This window comes from Pseudomonas sp. 3MA1, from assembly GCF_029237275.1.
Classification (GTDB): Bacteria; Pseudomonadota; Gammaproteobacteria; order Pseudomonadales; family Pseudomonadaceae; genus Aquipseudomonas; species Aquipseudomonas fluorescens_AP.
The window spans coordinates 30,610-46,327 of record NZ_JAACFX010000002.1; the positions used below are offsets into that span (position 1 = coordinate 30,610).

At 63.1% G+C, this 15,718-nt stretch carries 13 protein-coding genes; 4 read left to right on the plus strand and 9 right to left on the minus strand.

Features of this window, described 5'->3' with window-relative positions:
* Positions 1-10: 10 nt before the first annotated feature.
* Positions 11-1,795, plus strand: a complete 1,785-nt coding sequence (locus GWQ44_RS05215) for an ATP-binding protein (RefSeq protein ID WP_179598881.1) — start codon at positions 11-13, stop codon at positions 1,793-1,795.
* A gap of 4 nt (positions 1,796-1,799) precedes the next feature.
* On the opposite strand, the gene GWQ44_RS05220 is transcribed toward GWQ44_RS05215, so the two are convergent.
* The 7 genes from GWQ44_RS05220 to GWQ44_RS05250 form a co-directional block, all read right to left on the minus strand.
* Entirely contained in the window at positions 1,800-3,419 is a 1,620-nt protein-coding gene (locus GWQ44_RS05220; RefSeq protein WP_275926801.1) for an EAL domain-containing protein, read from the minus strand.
* Between the two features lie 75 nt (positions 3,420-3,494).
* A complete protein-coding gene (locus tag GWQ44_RS05225; RefSeq protein ID WP_275926802.1) occupies positions 3,495-4,280 on the minus strand; it encodes an N-acetylmuramoyl-L-alanine amidase in 786 nt (261 codons plus the stop codon).
* Positions 4,281-4,383: 103 nt separating this feature from the next.
* Positions 4,384-6,591 (minus strand): diguanylate cyclase, encoded by a 2,208-nt coding sequence (locus GWQ44_RS05230; protein WP_275926803.1) that lies wholly within the window; start codon positions 6,589-6,591, stop codon positions 4,384-4,386.
* The gene (locus tag GWQ44_RS05235) at positions 6,588-7,466 is read right to left on the minus strand and encodes an endonuclease/exonuclease/phosphatase family protein (RefSeq protein ID WP_275926804.1); all 879 of its coding nucleotides are present in this window, start codon (positions 7,464-7,466) and stop codon (positions 6,588-6,590) included. The genes GWQ44_RS05230 and GWQ44_RS05235 overlap by 4 nt, the downstream gene beginning before the upstream one ends.
* 11 nt (positions 7,467-7,477) lie before the next feature.
* Complete coding sequence (locus GWQ44_RS05240) at positions 7,478-8,107, minus strand: thiol:disulfide interchange protein DsbA/DsbL (protein ID WP_016963942.1); 630 nt, start codon at positions 8,105-8,107, stop codon at positions 7,478-7,480.
* 195 nt (positions 8,108-8,302) lie between these two features.
* Positions 8,303-8,908 carry a c-type cytochrome gene (locus GWQ44_RS05245; RefSeq protein WP_016963940.1) on the minus strand — a complete coding sequence of 202 codons (606 nt, stop codon included), beginning with the start codon at positions 8,906-8,908 and terminating at the stop codon, positions 8,303-8,305.
* Positions 8,909-8,953: 45 nt separating this feature from the next.
* Entirely contained in the window at positions 8,954-9,244 is a 291-nt protein-coding gene (locus GWQ44_RS05250; protein ID WP_016963939.1) for a c-type cytochrome, read from the minus strand.
* Positions 9,245-9,437: 193 nt separating this feature from the next.
* Here GWQ44_RS05250 and yihA point away from each other — a divergent pair, with 193 nt between their 5' ends.
* Positions 9,438-10,079 (plus strand): ribosome biogenesis GTP-binding protein YihA/YsxC, encoded by a 642-nt coding sequence (yihA, locus tag GWQ44_RS05255; protein ID WP_047306772.1) that lies wholly within the window; start codon positions 9,438-9,440, stop codon positions 10,077-10,079.
* A 415-nt stretch (positions 10,080-10,494) separates the two neighbouring features.
* Here yihA and polA read toward each other — a convergent pair whose 3' ends face one another.
* Positions 10,495-13,287: a DNA polymerase I gene (gene polA, locus GWQ44_RS05260; protein WP_275926805.1), complete on the minus strand. Its 2,793-nt coding sequence runs from the start codon at positions 13,285-13,287 to the stop codon at positions 10,495-10,497.
* 74 nt (positions 13,288-13,361) lie between these two features.
* Between polA and GWQ44_RS05265 the strand changes: the two genes are divergently transcribed.
* The gene (locus GWQ44_RS05265; RefSeq protein WP_047306771.1) at positions 13,362-13,649 is read left to right on the plus strand and encodes a DUF2782 domain-containing protein; all 288 of its coding nucleotides are present in this window, start codon (positions 13,362-13,364) and stop codon (positions 13,647-13,649) included.
* Positions 13,650-13,714: 65 nt separating this feature from the next.
* Positions 13,715-14,665 carry a homoserine kinase gene (locus tag GWQ44_RS05270; RefSeq protein ID WP_275926806.1) on the plus strand — a complete coding sequence of 317 codons (951 nt, stop codon included), beginning with the start codon at positions 13,715-13,717 and terminating at the stop codon, positions 14,663-14,665.
* An 84-nt stretch (positions 14,666-14,749) separates the two neighbouring features.
* Here the strand turns inward: GWQ44_RS05270 and GWQ44_RS05275 are convergent, their stop codons facing one another.
* Positions 14,750-15,670 (minus strand): zinc ABC transporter substrate-binding protein, encoded by a 921-nt coding sequence (locus GWQ44_RS05275; RefSeq protein WP_275926807.1) that lies wholly within the window; start codon positions 15,668-15,670, stop codon positions 14,750-14,752.
* Positions 15,671-15,718: the final 48 nt, after the last annotated feature.

Genomic DNA, 15,718 nt, shown 5'->3' on the forward strand with positions numbered 1-15,718 from the left:
GCGCTCCCCCATGAAGTTAGCGATGAAACTGCGAACCCGGCTGTTTCTGAGCATCTCGGCCCTGATCACCGTCGCCCTGCTGGGGCTGGTGCTCGGGCTGGTCAGCGTGATGCAGATGGCCAGCACCCAGGAGTCGCTGATCCGCAACAACTTCATCACCCTGGACCTGGGGCTCAAGCTGCGCCAGACCCTGGGCGACCAGCTGATCATCATGCTCAGCAAGGAGCCCGATCGCGCGGCCCTGGAAGCCTCCAGGGAACACTACCTGGCATTGCTCGACCAAGGCATTGCCCAGGAACAGCAGAACCCGGGCCCCAGCCACTTTCAGCAGGCCCGCGATGACTACCTGAGTTTCTTCCAGGCCTTCGAGCGCATCAGCGGTTCCCCCGGGATCAGCGACAACCATGCGCTGACCGAGCGCTTCAATGCCTTGCGCAGCGGCCTGATCAACGAACACAAGAGCGCCCTGGACAACATCAGCCAGGTGGAGCGCCAGGCCCGTGAGCGCGCCCTGCTGGTGGCCGGCCTGCTGGGCCTGGTGGCCCTGGCGGTGCTGATCATCGGCTTCGTCACCGCTCACGCCATCGCCCAGCGCTTTGGCGGGCCGATCGAGGCCCTGGCCAAGGCCGCGGACAAGATCGGCCAAGGCAACTTCGACGTCACCCTGCCCATCTCGGCGGCGGCGGAGATGAACCTGCTGACCCGGCGTTTCGGCATCATGGCCGAGGCCTTGCGCCAGCATCAGGCAACCAATGTCGATGAACTGCTGGCCGGTCAGCAGCGCCTGCAGGCGGTGCTCGACAGCATCGACGACGGCTTGTTGATGATCGACCGCCAAGGCCGCCTGGAGCACCTCAATCCAGTGGCCCAGCGTCAGTTGGGCTGGGATCAGGAGCGCCTCGGCCAGGGCCTGGGCAGCGCCCTGCAACGCCCGGAGCTGGATGAGCAGCTGCAGCTGGTCCTGCGCGGCGGCACCCTGGAGCGGGCACCGGACGACCTGGATGTGGAGGTCGACGGCGAATCCCGCCTGCTGACCTACAGCCTGACCCCGGTGAGCCACACCCAGGGCCATATTCTCGGGGCGGTGATGGTGCTCCACGACGTCACCGAACAACGCGCCTTCGAGCGGGTGCGCAGCGAATTCGTGCTGCGCGCCTCTCACGAGCTGCGCACTCCGGTGACCGGCATGCACATGGCGTTCGGCCTGCTCCAGGAACGCCTGCACTTTGCCGAAGAGTCCCGGGAAACCGACCTGCTCAATACGGTCAACGAAGAAATGCAGCGCCTGATGCAATTGATCAATGACCTGCTGAACTTCTCGCGCTATCAGAACGGCCTGCAGAAGCTCACCCTTGCTCCCTGTCCCCTTGAAGAACTGCTGGAGCAGACTCTGGAACGCTTCCGCGAACAGGCACAGCGCCAGGCCATCAGCCTGCTGCTGGACCTGCAGGCGCCGCTGCCGCGCCTGCACGCCGACCGGCCACAGCTGGAACGGGTGCTGGACAACCTGATCGACAATGCCTTGCGCCATACCGCCAGCGGCGGCCAGATCCGCCTGCAGGCCCGGCGGCATGGTGAGCGGGTGATCATCAGCGTCGAGGACAACGGCGAGGGCATTGCCTACGGTCAGCAGGGCCGGATCTTCGAGCCCTTCGTCCAGGTCGGGCGCAAGAAAGGCGGCGCCGGGCTCGGGCTGGCGCTGTGCAAGGAAATCGTCCAGCTCCACGGCGGCCGCATGGGGGTCTACTCAAGGCCGGGACAAGGCACCCAGTTCTACCTGGCCTTGCCCCTGTAGGGCGTCAGGCTTCGTCATCCAGGCGCCGGGGCACCAGGCGCCGTCCCCGGGTAATCAGCTCGATGAACTGCAACGCGCTCAAGGCATGGGCGAACAGCCAGCCCTGGCCGTAGCTCACGCCTTCGCTGTTGAGCAGCGATGCCTGGTCTTCGAACTCTATGCCCTCGGCGATCACCTTGAGCTTCAGGGCATGGGCCATGCGGATGATGTGGGGCGCCACGCCACTGCTGGCAGCGTCATGACCCAGGGCGTCGATAAACGCCTTGTCGATCTTCAGGCAATCCACCGGCAGGCTTTGCAGGTAGGCCAGGCTGCAGTAGCCGGTGCCGAAATCATCGATCAGCACTTGATGCCCCACGTCCCGCAGCGCCTGCAGGTTGTCCCGCGCCACCACCACATCGATCAGGCCACGCTCGGTGACCTCGAAGGCGATCTGCCGCGCGGCCACCTTGTGCAAGGCCAGGAGCCGCGCCATGACCTGGCCGATGCGCGGCACCATGACATCGCAGGCCGCCAGGTTGACCGAGATGTACAGCTGCGGGTTGGCCCGCAATACGTGTCCCAGTTGTTCCAGCAGGCGCTGCAGGACGAAGTCGGTGATCTGGCGGATCTGCCCGGTGTTTTCCGCCAGCGGAATGAACAGGTCGGGGCTGGTCAGGGTGCCATCCGGACGGCGCCAGCGCAGCAAGGCTTCGGCCCCGACACACACCCGGCTGCTGAGGTCGAAGATCGGCTGGTACAGCACCTGCAACTCGCCACGGCGCAGAGCTCCTTGGAGCTCCGCCCCCAGGGATTGGCGCTGGCGCGCCAGCTGATACACCAGGCCACCGATACACAGCGCCAGCACCAGGCTGATCGGCAACAGCCACCACCAGCCGTCGAGCATCTCCGCCTGCATGCTGGCCCGGGGCGTGATCAGCACCAGCTGGTACTCGGGATTCTGGGTCGGCATGCGATAGATCAGCAGGTCCGGGGTGACCTGCAGCGGCCCGTCGCGAGCGGCGCGCCAAGGCTCCACCGGCGGCCAGGCACGGGCCTGACCCAATACCGGAATGGCCCGGGCGCCATGCTCGACCACCACCATCAGGCTGCCACCGGCCGGCAGGTCCACCACATCGGTCAGGTGCCCGCGGGAGGTGGCCACGCGAAAATTGCCTCGGCCCAGCATCAGCGCGGCCAGGTTTTCATTGGGCTGGGCAGAGGTGTTGAGCCAGTAGCTGTAGGTCGGCCCGCGGATATCCGGGGCCCTGAGCGAGGGCACGAGGTTCTGCCGCGGCGAGTTGGAGCACGTCTGGGTGGCATCCATGTAGGCCGCTTCATAGATGAAGCGGTAGCTGAAGCTGACCTGCTGCAGGGCGCTGATCAGCTCGGCGCTGCACTCGCGCAGCGGCTGGGCTTCGAGCACGTCCAGACCTTCACGCAGTTGCCCGAACAGTTGCTCCAGGCGCTCCAGAAAGCGCTTGCCCTGGGCATTCATCTGCTCGCTCTCCCGTTGCTGGACCTCATGCATGGCCACCCCGGCGCTGCCGAGCAGCAACAGCGCCGCGCTCAGCACAGCCGTCAGCGTCGCCAGCAACCAGGGGCGATAGAACCAGGTACGGGTGGGCTCACGAGGAACAGGCATCGTGGAGGATCCGAGGGATACCAATGAGTTATAGCAACTGATTGGGTATTCGGCCCGGACCGTCCGGCGGCGTCATTATTTTGTCTGATTGAGGACCTGCAGCATCGCTGCACTTTCGGCATCCGGGATGCCGTCGAAACGACCCGGACGATAGTGCATCTGGAAGGCCGCCAGCACGTGCCGGGTGGCTTGATCCAGCTCGCCGGTCTGCGGGGTGGCGTAGCCCAATTGCGCCAGTTGCTGCTGGAACCAACTGATGCTCGGCAGGCTCACCGCGAAGTACGCCTGCTGACGGGCCACCGCCTGGGCATTGGGCCACAGCCCCAGGCCGGCGTCGGCCAGGCGCTTCCAGGGAAACAGCGGACCCGGATCGAGCTTGCGCGACGGCGCGATGTCGCTGTGGCCGATGATGTGGCGCGGGGAGATGTTGTTGCGCTTGCTGATGTCTTTGAGCAGCACGATCAGATTCTCGATCTGCGCCTCGCTGTAGGGATACCAGAGCCGTCCGTTGGGACCGTCGCGAAAGCCCGGGTTGACGATCTCGATGCCGATCGAGCTGGAGTTGAGCCAGGTACGCCCCTGCCACTGGCTTTCACCGGCGTGCCAGGCACGGTACTGCTCGTCCACCAGCTTGTAGATGGTGGCCGACTTGTCGTCGCCGATCAGGTAGTGGCTGCTGACCTGGCCCCGCGTCAGCAGCGCCAGGGAACGCTCCAGGGACGCCGAGGTGTAGTGAACGATGATGAACTGGGCGCGCTGATCGTAATTCACCGAGGGGTGGCTGGTGTCGATACGCGGACCGCTGGCACAGCCGGCCAGGACCAGGACCAGGAGCAAGAAGGCAAGAGCAAGGCGTTTCATGGCAGAGGGCAATACGCTGCAGACAAAGAATGCAACAGTGTAACGTACTGCCCGCGCCGCCACGGGCAAAAACCGTGGTTTGAGACAGGAATCGGCCTGCGCCTCAGCCTGCCTCCACCCGGTTGCGACCAGCGTCCTTGGCCCGATACAGCGCCTGATCGGCCCGTTTGATCACCAGTTCGCTGCGATCACCGGGCTTGAACGCACTCAGGCCGACGGACACGGTGATGGTCACCGGCTCCCCCTTGAAATGAAACGGGCAAGCCTCAACGGCGGCCCGCAGCGCTTCCACTATTCGCGTGCCGACCGGCCAGGGAGTGTTGGGCAACAGCAGAACGAACTCCTCGCCACCGAAGCGGGCGATGAAATCGCTGCCCCGCAGGCGCTTGCGCAGCACGTTGGCGATGATCTTCAACACCTTGTCTCCGGCCAGATGGCCGTAGTTGTCGTTGATCCGCTTGAAGTGATCGAGATCGAGCATGGCCAGCAGCAGGCTGTTGCCATGTTGCTGCCATTGGCCGATCTCATGCTCCAGGCGCTCGCTCCAGGCCGCGCGGTTGGGCAAGCCGGTCAACGGGTCGATCAGCGCCTTCTGCCGCTGTTCTTCCAGGTGTTCACGGTAGCCCTGGGCTTCCTGCTCCATGCTCGACACACGTTCTGCCAGGCTTTGCAGGCGGGCGGCCACTTCCTTCTCGCGCTCGTCGCGCTGCTTCTGGTGCTGGTCCATGGTGCCCAGCAGACCTTCCAGATGACTTTCCAGCACCTGCTTGAGGTCATCCAGGTCCGCCGCTTCCTGCACGCTGCTTTGCAGGCCATCGACCTGTTGGCGAATCTGCGTGTCCATGGCCCGCGCCGCCGAGCTGCTGTCGGCATGGCCGTCGCTGGCCGCCTGCAGATTGCTCTGGAAGGCTTCCAGACGCTCATTGAGCTGCTTGAGGTAGGCCTCGAACTCATGCTGACCCGAATCGGTGATCGCCAGCATCAATACCGCCAGATCATCGAGGATCGGCAGCAATTCATACCAGTTCAACCCATGCTGCAGACGATCGCGCATGGCTTCGGCCTGGGGCCGATGGCGCTCCGGCAGGCTCAGGTCATCGAGCAGCCCCAGCAGGGTGTGCTCGATATGCTTGGCCACCGAGCTATAGGAAGGCTCGGGGGAGTCCGGCAGGGCGTAGAGCACATCGTGCTCGGACTGCTCCGGATCGATGGCGGCCAGGGCCTCGGCCATGACCGGCGGCAGGGGCAGGCTGTCGAGCAGCACGGCCGGGGAAACCGCAGGCTGGGGCAGCAGCTCATCGGGGTTGGGCGCGGCCGGCTCGCTCTGAGGTTCGATAGGCGCCTCTGCCGGCGACGCGGCGAGGGCGACCGGAGCGGCTTCAACGGATGCCGGCGCCTGAACCTGGACCGCCAGCTCGACTGCAACGGGCGCTTGCTTCTCGACCTGGGACGCGGGCTCCTGCGGCTGTTCCTGCGCCAGGACAGGGGGCACGAACGCCACCACTGAAGGAAGGGCCGAGGCGACGACCGCCTCGGCCTCAATCTTGGCCGGCGCGGCGGACGCAGGCTCTGCCAGCACGCTCGCCTCGGGCTCGGCCGGGGCCGCTGCCAAGGGTGCCGAAGGAGGGGCGGCGACTTCCGGCACGTCCGTGCTCGGGGTCTGGTAATGCTCGCGAACCGCTGCCACCGGTTCTGCGGCTGCCTCGGCCGAAGGCGGGGATTGCACGCTGGCAGCGGGAACAGGCGCCGCGGGCGGGGCCGCTTCGGCCTGGGGAGCTTCACCGGTGTCTCGTCCCCCGAACAGACGCTGCAGCAGGCTCGGACGATCTGGCTCAGCCGGGGTTTCCAGCTGGCTCAGGGCCTTGCCCTGGAGGCTGCTCAGTTCCCCCAGTAACAAGGGAATCTCCCGCGCCTGAGTGACACGCCCATCCAGCTGCTTGGCGAAGACCTTCAATGGGCGACGGACTTCCCGGGGCAGGGGCAGGGACTGCAATTGGGTCACCAGCGCCGTCAAGGCGCTGCTCATCTGCTCGACCCGGGTTTCACGCCGTTGCTCGGAATCCAGCACGGCCTTTTCCAGGCGCGGCAGCAGCGCTGCCAGCGCGGCGTCCATGTCGTCGGTGCGCACCACCTCGCGCATTTCCTTCATGCACTGGTCGACCGCACGGTCGGTGCCTTCCGCAGCCAGGGTGCTGCGCACCAGGCCGCGACGCAGCAAGTCCAGGCGAGCGGCCCAACGGCGCTCGAGCTTTTCCTGCTGTTCGATACTTTTGAGGTACTTCTCTTTCCAGCGCTGGGCGTCGTCGCTCATTCATCGGTTCCGCAAGGTGCAGGACTCAACGCGGGCAATGCATCGGCCGTGAGCGAACCCGGCAGACGAATCTCTACCGCGACCGGCAGGTGATCGGATATGGGTTGGGCCAGGACTTCGACACGCTCCAGGGTCAGGCTGGGGCTGAGCAGGATGTGGTCCAGGCAGCGTTGCGGACGCCAGCTGGGGAAGGTCGCCTGCAATTGCGGCGCCAACAGGCTGAGGTCGCGTAAAGGGGAGCGCTCCAGCAGATCGCTGGCGTGGGTGTTCATGTCCCCCATCAGCACCTGATGTTTGTAGCCGCCGATCAACTCGCGGATATACGCCAGTTGCCGGGTTCGGACCCGGGCACCCAGTGCCAGGTGCATCATCACCACCACCAGCGCTTCGGGGCCTTCCCCAAAACGCAGGAGGATCGCACCGCGCCCCTTGGGACCGGGCAGCGGGTGGTCTTCAATGGCCCAGGGACGCAAGCGGCTGAGCACGCCATTGCTGTGCTGTGCCAGGCGTCCAAGGTTGCGATTGAGCTGTTGATACCAGTAGGGGAAGGCGCCCAGCTGAGCCAGGTGCTCCACTTGATTGACGTAGCCCGAACGCAGGCTGCCGCCATCGGCTTCCTGCAGGGCTACCAGGTCGAAATCCCCCAGCAGGTTGCCGATCTTCTGCAGGTTTTCGGCACGCCCGTGGTGAGGCAGCAGGTGCTGCCAGCCACGCGTCAGGTAATGGCGATAGCGCTCGGTGCTGATACCGACCTGGATATTGAAACTGAGCAAGCGCAGGCGACTGTCCGCTGGCAGGCCGCTCGACGCCAAATGGTGTTCGTTGACCTGCGGATCATGCAGGCCAACGATGCGTTCCGAGCCCCAGCGCGGCATGGCGGCGGCGCTTACTTGGCTGCGCGCTCTTTGGCGATCAGCTGGTCGGCCACGCTCAGCGCGCCTTCAGGACCACCAGCGGTGCCCAGGTCGAAACGGTACTTGCCGTTGACCACCATGGTCGGTACGCCGGTGATCTGATAGGCCTGGGCCTTCTTCTTGGCGTCCTCGACCTTGCCTTTGACGGCGAAGGAGTTGTAGGTGCTCAGGAACTTGTCCTTGTCGACGCCTTCGGCTGCCAGGAACTCGGCCATTTCCTCTGGAGTGGCGAGTTTCTTGCCGTTGTGGATGGCTTCGAATACGGCTTTGTGAACCTTGTGTTCGACGCCCATGGCCTCCAGGGTGATGAACAGCTGGCCATGAACGTTCCAGATACCGCCAAACATGGCGGGAATGCGCACGAAGTTGACGTCGGCCGGGAGTTTTTCAACCCAGGGATTGATGGTCGGCTCGAAGGCGTAGCAGTGTGGGCAGCCATACCAGAACAGCTCTACGACCTCGATCTTGCCAGGCACGGCAACCGGAACGGCGCTGCTCAGCTCGACGTAGGTTTTACCGGCTTCAAGCGGCTCGGCAGCTTGAGCGGTCACGCCAAAGAGGCTGGCGGTGACGAGAGCGGCGCTGAGAATCAGATTACGCATGCTTTACTCCTGGACAATTTTGGCGCCTCGCGCGACCTGAATTCAGACAGATCATGGCGGGCTTGAGTTCGCTAGTGTAGCGGCAGACGCCATAAAAAAGGGCGGCCTGAGCCACCCTTTATGCTTGCACCGTCAGATTAATCGATCATTAACGTTGCCGCGGCTCAACAGCCTCGGCAACTTGATCGAGCCGGCTTAGTGCAGGCCCTGAATATAGCTGGACACCGCTTCGATGTCTTTGTTGCTCAACTTGGCGGCGATGCTGCGCATGACCATGGTGTCGCCGTCGTTGGTACGGTTGCCTTCGCGGAAGTCGGTCAACTGCTTGGCGACATACTGCGCATGCTGGCCACCCAGATGAGGGAAGCCGGCCGCTGCGTTACCTGCGCCATTAGGCGAGTGGCAGCCGGTGCAAGCTGGCATGCCCTGATCGAGCTTGCCGCCGCGGAACAGTTCTTCGCCGCGGGCCACGACCTTGGGATCGGCGGCACCGACGCTGCCTTTCTGGCTGGCGAAGTAAGCGGCGATGTCGGCCAGGTCCTGATCGCTCAGGTTGGTCAGCAGACCGGTCATTTCCAGCACTTGCCGCTTGCCGGACTTGATATCGTGCAACTGCTTGTCCAGGTACTTTTCCCCCTGACCGGCCAGCTTGGGAAAGTTTGGCGCCATGCTGTTCCCATCAGGGCCGTGGCATGCACCACAGACTGCGGCTTTCGCCTGACCGGCAGCAGCGTCGCCTGCGGCATGGGCTACACCTGTGATGCCCAAGGTCAACAGCAGACTCACGAGTAATTTGTTCATCAGCTAATCCAACTACGGCTAAGGGTTAAGAGTTATGGACCGGGATCACTCGCTCATCCAGTGGATGATGGCTCGGTAATCCTCGGCACTGCAGTCCATGCACAAACCACGCGGCGGCATCGCCTTGAAACCCTGGGTCACGTGTTGCACCAGCGTCTCCATACCTTGCGCCAACCTCGGCGCCCAAGCTTCCTGGTCGCCCTTGCGGGGCGCCGTGGGTAGTTGGCCGGAATGACAAGCCCCACAAACACGGTTGTACACAGCTTCCGGATCCTGTGTAGCCTGAGCGCTGTAAAGCGGCATCAAGACACCGGCAGCTAGCAGCCATTTCGTCATAAAACGACCTTTTCAGGGTTGAGAGCGTGCTGCGTTCTGGTGCGCAGTCAAGGTTTATCGCTCTCGTGTACTTCATCCTACGCTGGGACAAAGCGCACACAAAATCTGCGGCATTATATACTGGCGCTACTGAAACGGAAACGACACCGCTCGCCGCGTCCACTCTCGGCATCGCACTTATCTCGGAAATCCCATGCAACTCAAGAACCCCATCCTCGGTCTGTGCCAACAGGCTACGTTCATGCTCAGCGCCGCCAAAGTCGACCAATGCCCAGACGATGCCGGCTTTGAAGTGGCCTTCGCCGGGCGCTCCAACGCCGGTAAATCCAGCGCCCTGAACACCCTGACCCATGCCAGCCTGGCACGCACCTCGAAAACCCCGGGGCGCACGCAGTTGTTGAACTTCTTCAAGCTAGACGACGATCGCCGTCTGGTCGACCTGCCGGGCTACGGCTACGCCAAGGTGCCGATCCCCCTGAAGCAGCACTGGCAGCGCCACCTGGAAGCCTATCTGGGCAGCCGCGAGAGCCTAAAAGGCCTGATCCTGATGATGGACATCCGGCATCCCATGACCGATTTCGACCTGCTGATGCTGGACTGGGCCGTGGCCAGCGGCATGCCGATGCACATCCTGCTGACCAAGGCCGACAAGCTGACCTATGGCGCGGCCAAGAACACCTTGCTCAAGGTCCAGTCGCAAATCCGCAAGGGCTGGGGCGAAGCGGTCACCATCCAACTGTTCTCGGCCCCCAAGCGCATGGGCCTGGAAGAGGCCTACACGGTATTGGCCGGCTGGATGGAACTGGCCGACAAAGGCGCCGAAACCGAGGCCTGAGAGACGTAGGGAAAATTGCCTGGGGGATGATCAGGCAAGGCAAAAGCGCGGTGCGAAAGCGGAGTTTACTGGCTGTAAATGAGCATTTCGCGCCGCGCTTTTAACGCAGCATGGTCATTTCCCAGGCAATTTTCAGGCAAAAAAAACCCCGGACTTCGTATGGGGAGGGGGAAGTTCGGGGTTCAAGTTCTAGACCGCTAGGGCGGGGTCCAGATATCTGCCAACACTTAACACAACATAGGAGCATCGAAGGGCTTCACCAGCCATTCAGTAACTCTGAGTGGGCTTTCACTGTATTAGTTCCAGCGGGTTGCAAAAACTATTGGCAATAATCGATGAAATTTTCCGCGCTAATAGCCATTCGCCAGTTTTTACCGCGACACTATGCCGCGGCAAAAACCACTGAAAAGTGCCCTTAATGGGCCTCATCCCAGTTATTTCCCACCCCGACTTCCACCAATAACGGCACATCCAGGGTCGCGGCACCGCTCATGTAGCCACGAATCTCTTCGCGCACCTGGTCCACCAGGTCTTCCCGCACTTCCAGCACCAGTTCGTCGTGCACCTGAAGAATGACCCGAGCATCCAGCTGCGAAGACTCCAGCCAGTTGTCCACCGCCACCATGGCTTTCTTGATGATGTCCGCCGCCGTGCCCTGCATCGGCGCGTTGATCGCCGTGCGCTCGGCACCGGCACGCTCCTGCGGCTTGTTGGAGTTGATCTCCGGCAAGTACAGCCGACGCCCGAAGATAGTCTCGACATAGCCCTGGTCCGCCGCCTGGGCACGGGTCCGATCCATGTATTCGCGAACCCCCGGATAGCGGGCGAAATAGGTATCGATATAGGCCTTGGCCTGTTTGGTATCGACACCAATGTCCTTGCCCAGCTTCTGCGCGCCCATGCCATAGATCAGGCCGAAGTTGATGGCCTTGGCGCTGCGACGCTGATCGGACGTCACATCCTTGAGCTCCACCTTGAACACTTCGGCCGCAGTGGCGGTGTGCACATCCAGGTTGTTGCGGAAGGCATTGAGCAGGCCTTCGTCCCGGGACAGGTGCGCCATGATCCGCAGCTCGATCTGCGAATAGTCCGCCGCCAGCAGCTTGTAGCCGGGCGGTGCGATAAAGGCCTGGCGAATGCGCCGGCCCTCGGCGGTACGCACGGGAATGTTCTGCAGGTTCGGATCGCTGGAGGACAACCGGCCGGTAGAAGCCACCGCCTGATGATAGGAGGTGTGGATGCGCCCGGTACGCGGATTGATCTGCTCCGGCAGACGATCGGTGTAGGTGCTTTTCAGCTTGCTCATGGAGCGGTACTGCATCAGCACCCGCGGCAGCGGATAGTCGTCTTCGGCGAGCTTGGCCAACACCTCTTCAGCCGTGGAAGGCTGGCCCTTGGCAGTCTTTTTCAGCACCGGCAGGCCAAGCTTGTCGTAGAGAATGGACCCCAGTTGCTTGGGCGACCCCAGGTTGAACTCCTCACCGGCGATCTCGAAGGCTTCGCGCTCCAGGGCCACCATCTTGTCCCCCAGCTCGATGCTCTGCACGCCTAGAAGCTTGTCATCCACCAGCGCGCCCTGGCGCTCGATGCGTGCCAGGACCGGCACCAGCGGCATCTCGATATCGGTGAGCACGCTGGCCAGACTCGGGATGGCAGTCAGTTTTTCGAAGAGCGCCTGATGCAGGCGCAGGGTGATATCGGCATCTTCCGCGGCGTATGGACCGGCCTGTTCCAGCGGAATCTGGTCGAAGGTCAGCTGCTTGGCACCCTTGCCGGCGATGTCCTGGAAGCTCACGGTGGTGTGATCCAGGTACTTCTGCGCGAGGCTGTCCATGTCATGGCGAGTGGCGGTGGAGTTGAGCACGTAGGATTCGAGCATGGTGTCGAATGCGATGCCGCGCACGGTGATGCCATTGGCCTGGTCACCGCCAATCGCGCAATTGGCCAGGATGTTCATGTCGAACTTGGCGTGCTGACCGACCTTGAGCAGCTTGGGATCTTCCAGCAACGGCTTCAGGGCCAGCAGCACGGTGTCGCGGTCCAACTGCTCCGGCGCGCCCAGGTAGGAATGGGTCAACGGGATGTAAGCCGCTTCCCCGGCCTTGACCGCAAACGACAGCCCCACCAGCTGCGCCTGCTGGGCATCGATGCCGGTGGTCTCGGTATCGAAGGCAATCAGCTTGGCGTTCTTCAGCTTCTCCAGCCAGACGGCAAAACGCTCCTGGTCGAGGATGGTTTCGTACTGCAGCTCAAGCGGTGCCTGTTCGGCGGCTGGCGGTTGCGGCGCAGCGGCCGGCGCCGTCTGGGCACCACTGAGCTCGACGCGTTTGGCGTCGCGCTGCAACTCATCAAGCCAGCTCTTGAATTCCAGCAGGCTGTAGAGCTCCATCAGCTTCTCGCGATCCGGCTCGCCCAGGTGCAGGTCGTCGAGCCCGATATCCAGTGGCACGTCCACCTTGATGGTTGCCAGCTGATAGGAGAGGAAGGCCATTTCCTTGTGTTCTTCGAGCTTGGCCGGCAGGGTCTTGGCCCCGCGAATCGGCAGGGTCGGCACGATATCGAGCTGCTCGTACAGTTCCTTGAGCCCGCCATTGACCCCCACCAGCAGCCCGGAAGCGGTCTTCGGACCAATGCCCGGCACCCCAGGGATGTTGTCGGAAGAGTCGCCCATCAACGCCAGGTAATCGATGATCTGCTCGGGAGCGACACCGAATTTCTCCTTCACGCCCTCCACATCCATGCTGCTACCGGACATGGTGTTGACCAGGGTAATGTGCCCATCCACCAACTGGGCCATGTCCTTGTCGCCGGTGGAGATCACCACCGGACGATCCGCCGCCGCGCTGCTGCGGGCCAGGGTGCCGATCACGTCGTCGGCCTCGACCCCTTCCACACACAGCAACGGGAAACCCAGGGCGATCACACTGGCGTGCAAGGGCTCGATCTGCACCCGCATATCGTCGGGCATGCTCGGACGGTTGGCCTTGTACTCGGCATACATGTCATCGCGGAAGGTCCCGCCCTTGGCGTCGAAGACCACGGCGAACGGGCTGTCCGGGTACTGCTTGCGCAGACTCTTGAGCATGTTCAGCACGCCCTTGACCGCGCCCGTGGGCAGGCCTTTGGAAGTGGTCAAAGGTGGCAACGCATGAAACGCGCGGTACAGATAAGAAGAACCGTCCACCAGGACGAGGGGGGCTTGGCTCATGAGCGGGATCAACCTTTTCGGCGGGTCCGGCGCTAGAATAGCGGGACCGTTGACGACAAAGGGACAAGGTTATCATGCGCACACTAAATCGCTTGCTGCTGGCCGGCTTGATTGCAATCGCTCCAATGGCCGTGATCGCCGCAGAAGATGCGCCGTCAGCGGACCCGCAAGTCACCATTCGCACGGAAGGCGACAAGACCATCCAGGAATACCGGCAAAATGGCTTTCTGTATGCCATCAAGGTCACGCCCAAGGGCGGCAAGCCCTACTTCCTGGTACGCGCTGATGGCTCCGACGGTAACTTCATCCGTTCGGATCAGCCCGATATGCTGATCCCTGCGTGGAAAATCTTTGAGTGGTAAGCCACTCCGACTTCAACTCAATGGCGCTGGCTCAATAGCGGCGCCCGTACTGGCAGTTTTTAACCATGTCTGTGTTCACCCCCCTGGCTCGGCCCGAGCTGGAAACCTTTCTCGCCCCGTATGGGCTCGGCCGCCTGCTTGACTTCCAGGGGATCGCCGCTGGTAGCGAAAACACCAACTTCTTCATCAGCCTGGAACAGGGCGAGTTCGTCCTGACCCTGGTGGAACGCGGCCCGGTCCAGGAAATGCCGTTCTTCATCGAACTGCTGGACGTGCTGCACCGGGCCGACCTGCCGGTGCCGTATGCCCTGCGCACCCGCGACGGCGTCGCCCTGCGCGAGCTGGCGGGCAAGCCGGCGCTGCTGCAACCGCGCCTGGCGGGCAAGCACATCAAGCAAGCCAACGCCCAGCATTGCGCCCAGGTCGGTGAGTTGCTCGGGCACCTGCACGTGGCCACCAAGGACAACATGATCAAGCGCAAGACCGATCGTGGCCTGGACTGGATGCAGGAAGAGGGCGCGCAACTGCTGTCGCACCTGGATGCTGCCGCTCAAGACCTGCTGCAGCGAGCGCTGGATGAAATCGTCACACAGAAGGCGCGGATCCTGGCCCTGCCCAGGGCCAACATCCACGCCGATCTGTTTCGCGACAACGCCATGTTCGAAGGCACCCACCTGACCGGCCTGATCGACTTCTACAACGCCTGTTCGGGACCGATGCTCTACGACGTGGCCATTGCCCTGAACGACTGGTGCTCCGACGCCGAAGGCCTGATCGACGGCCAGCGGGCCCGGGCCCTGCTCGGCGCCTACGCCACCCTGCGGCCCTTCACTGCCGCCGAGGCCGAACTCTGGCCGACCATGCTGCGGGTGGCCTGCGTGCGCTTCTGGCTGTCACGGCTGATTGCCGCCGAGAGCTTCGCCGGGCAGGACGTGCTGATTCACGATCCGATGGAGTTCCAGCAGCGCCTGGCACAGCGGCAACAGATCAGCATCGCGCTGCCGTTCGCCCTGTAAACGCTTCGCGGGCCAGCCCGCTCCTACAGAGCGCACCTGTAGGAGCGGGCTGGCCCGCGAAAGACACCCCGCAACAATCCCTGCTTAAAGCTGCTCCAGACAGCCCGCCAGATCATTGCCCAACTTCTCCAGCACCTGCTCATAACCTTGGGCAGTAGCCGGTGTGTACCCACCCAACGCATCCAGCTCCGCCAGCTTCACCGGCAGGCCGGCGACCAGGGTTTCCGCCAACCGCGGACGCAAGGGCGGCTCGCTGAACACGCAAGTCTTGCCCACCTGCTGCAAGCGTGCGCGCATGGCGGCGACATGCTGGGCCCCCGGCTGGACTTCCGCCGCAACGCTGAAGACTCCGGTGTGCTTGAGGCCATAGGCGTCTTCGAAGTAGTCGAAGGCTTCGTGGAAGACGAAGTAAGGCTTGCCGGCGATGCCCGCCAGACGGGTTTTCAAGCGGGTGTCCAGGGCGTCCAGACGCTCATTGAAGGCTTTCAGGTTGCTCTGGTAGCGAGCGGCATTGGCCGGGTCGGCGGCGCTCAGGTCGGCAGTCATGCGGGCGGCGATCACCCGAGCGTTGACCGGCGACAGCCACAGGTGCGCATCCAGGGTGCCGGGGCGATGATCATGGTCATGCTCGTCGGCATCTTCGCCATGAGAATGGCTATCTTCGGCGAAATGACGCAGTTTCATGCCCGGCAACTCCTGCACTGCCACCGACGGCAGGCTGCGGCCCTTGAGCACCCGCGGCAGGAAACCTTCCATGTCCGGGCCGATCCAGTACAGCAGGTCGACGCTCTGCACCTTGCGCACGTCCGAAGGGCGCAGCGCATAGTTGTGTGGCGACGCCCCCGGCGGCAGCAATACCTCGGGCACCGCCACGCCGTCCTGCACCGCGGCGGCAATCAGCTGCAAGGGTTTGATGCTGGTGAGTACCCGGACTTCGGCCTGGGCCGAGCCGATCGCGAACAGGCTGAAGGTAAAAGCGACAAAAAGGCGAAAAAGTCGGGGCACGATGGACACTCGAAGAGGCGAGAACGGGTAACATAATAACGTCTCTCA

What these genes read in the sequence shown, in the direction of transcription:
- GWQ44_RS05215 (WP_179598881.1), top strand. Translation starts at nt 11, where the DNA reads ATGAAGTTAGCGATGAAACTGCGAACCCGGCTGTTTCTGAGCATCTCG.
- GWQ44_RS05220 (WP_275926801.1), bottom strand. Translation starts at nt 3,419, where the DNA reads ATGCCTGTTCCTCGTGAGCCCACCCGTACCTGGTTCTATCGCCCCTGG.
- GWQ44_RS05225 (WP_275926802.1), bottom strand. Translation starts at nt 4,280, where the DNA reads ATGAAACGCCTTGCTCTTGCCTTCTTGCTCCTGGTCCTGGTCCTGGCC.
- GWQ44_RS05230 (WP_275926803.1), bottom strand. Translation starts at nt 6,591, where the DNA reads ATGAGCGACGACGCCCAGCGCTGGAAAGAGAAGTACCTCAAAAGTATC.
- GWQ44_RS05235 (WP_275926804.1), bottom strand. Translation starts at nt 7,466, where the DNA reads ATGCCGCGCTGGGGCTCGGAACGCATCGTTGGCCTGCATGATCCGCAG.
- GWQ44_RS05240 (WP_016963942.1), bottom strand. Translation starts at nt 8,107, where the DNA reads ATGCGTAATCTGATTCTCAGCGCCGCTCTCGTCACCGCCAGCCTCTTT.
- GWQ44_RS05245 (WP_016963940.1), bottom strand. Translation starts at nt 8,908, where the DNA reads ATGAACAAATTACTCGTGAGTCTGCTGTTGACCTTGGGCATCACAGGT.
- GWQ44_RS05250 (WP_016963939.1), bottom strand. Translation starts at nt 9,244, where the DNA reads ATGACGAAATGGCTGCTAGCTGCCGGTGTCTTGATGCCGCTTTACAGC.
- yihA (WP_047306772.1), top strand. Translation starts at nt 9,438, where the DNA reads ATGCAACTCAAGAACCCCATCCTCGGTCTGTGCCAACAGGCTACGTTC.
- polA (WP_275926805.1), bottom strand. Translation starts at nt 13,287, where the DNA reads ATGAGCCAAGCCCCCCTCGTCCTGGTGGACGGTTCTTCTTATCTGTAC.
- GWQ44_RS05265 (WP_047306771.1), top strand. Translation starts at nt 13,362, where the DNA reads ATGCGCACACTAAATCGCTTGCTGCTGGCCGGCTTGATTGCAATCGCT.
- GWQ44_RS05270 (WP_275926806.1), top strand. Translation starts at nt 13,715, where the DNA reads ATGTCTGTGTTCACCCCCCTGGCTCGGCCCGAGCTGGAAACCTTTCTC.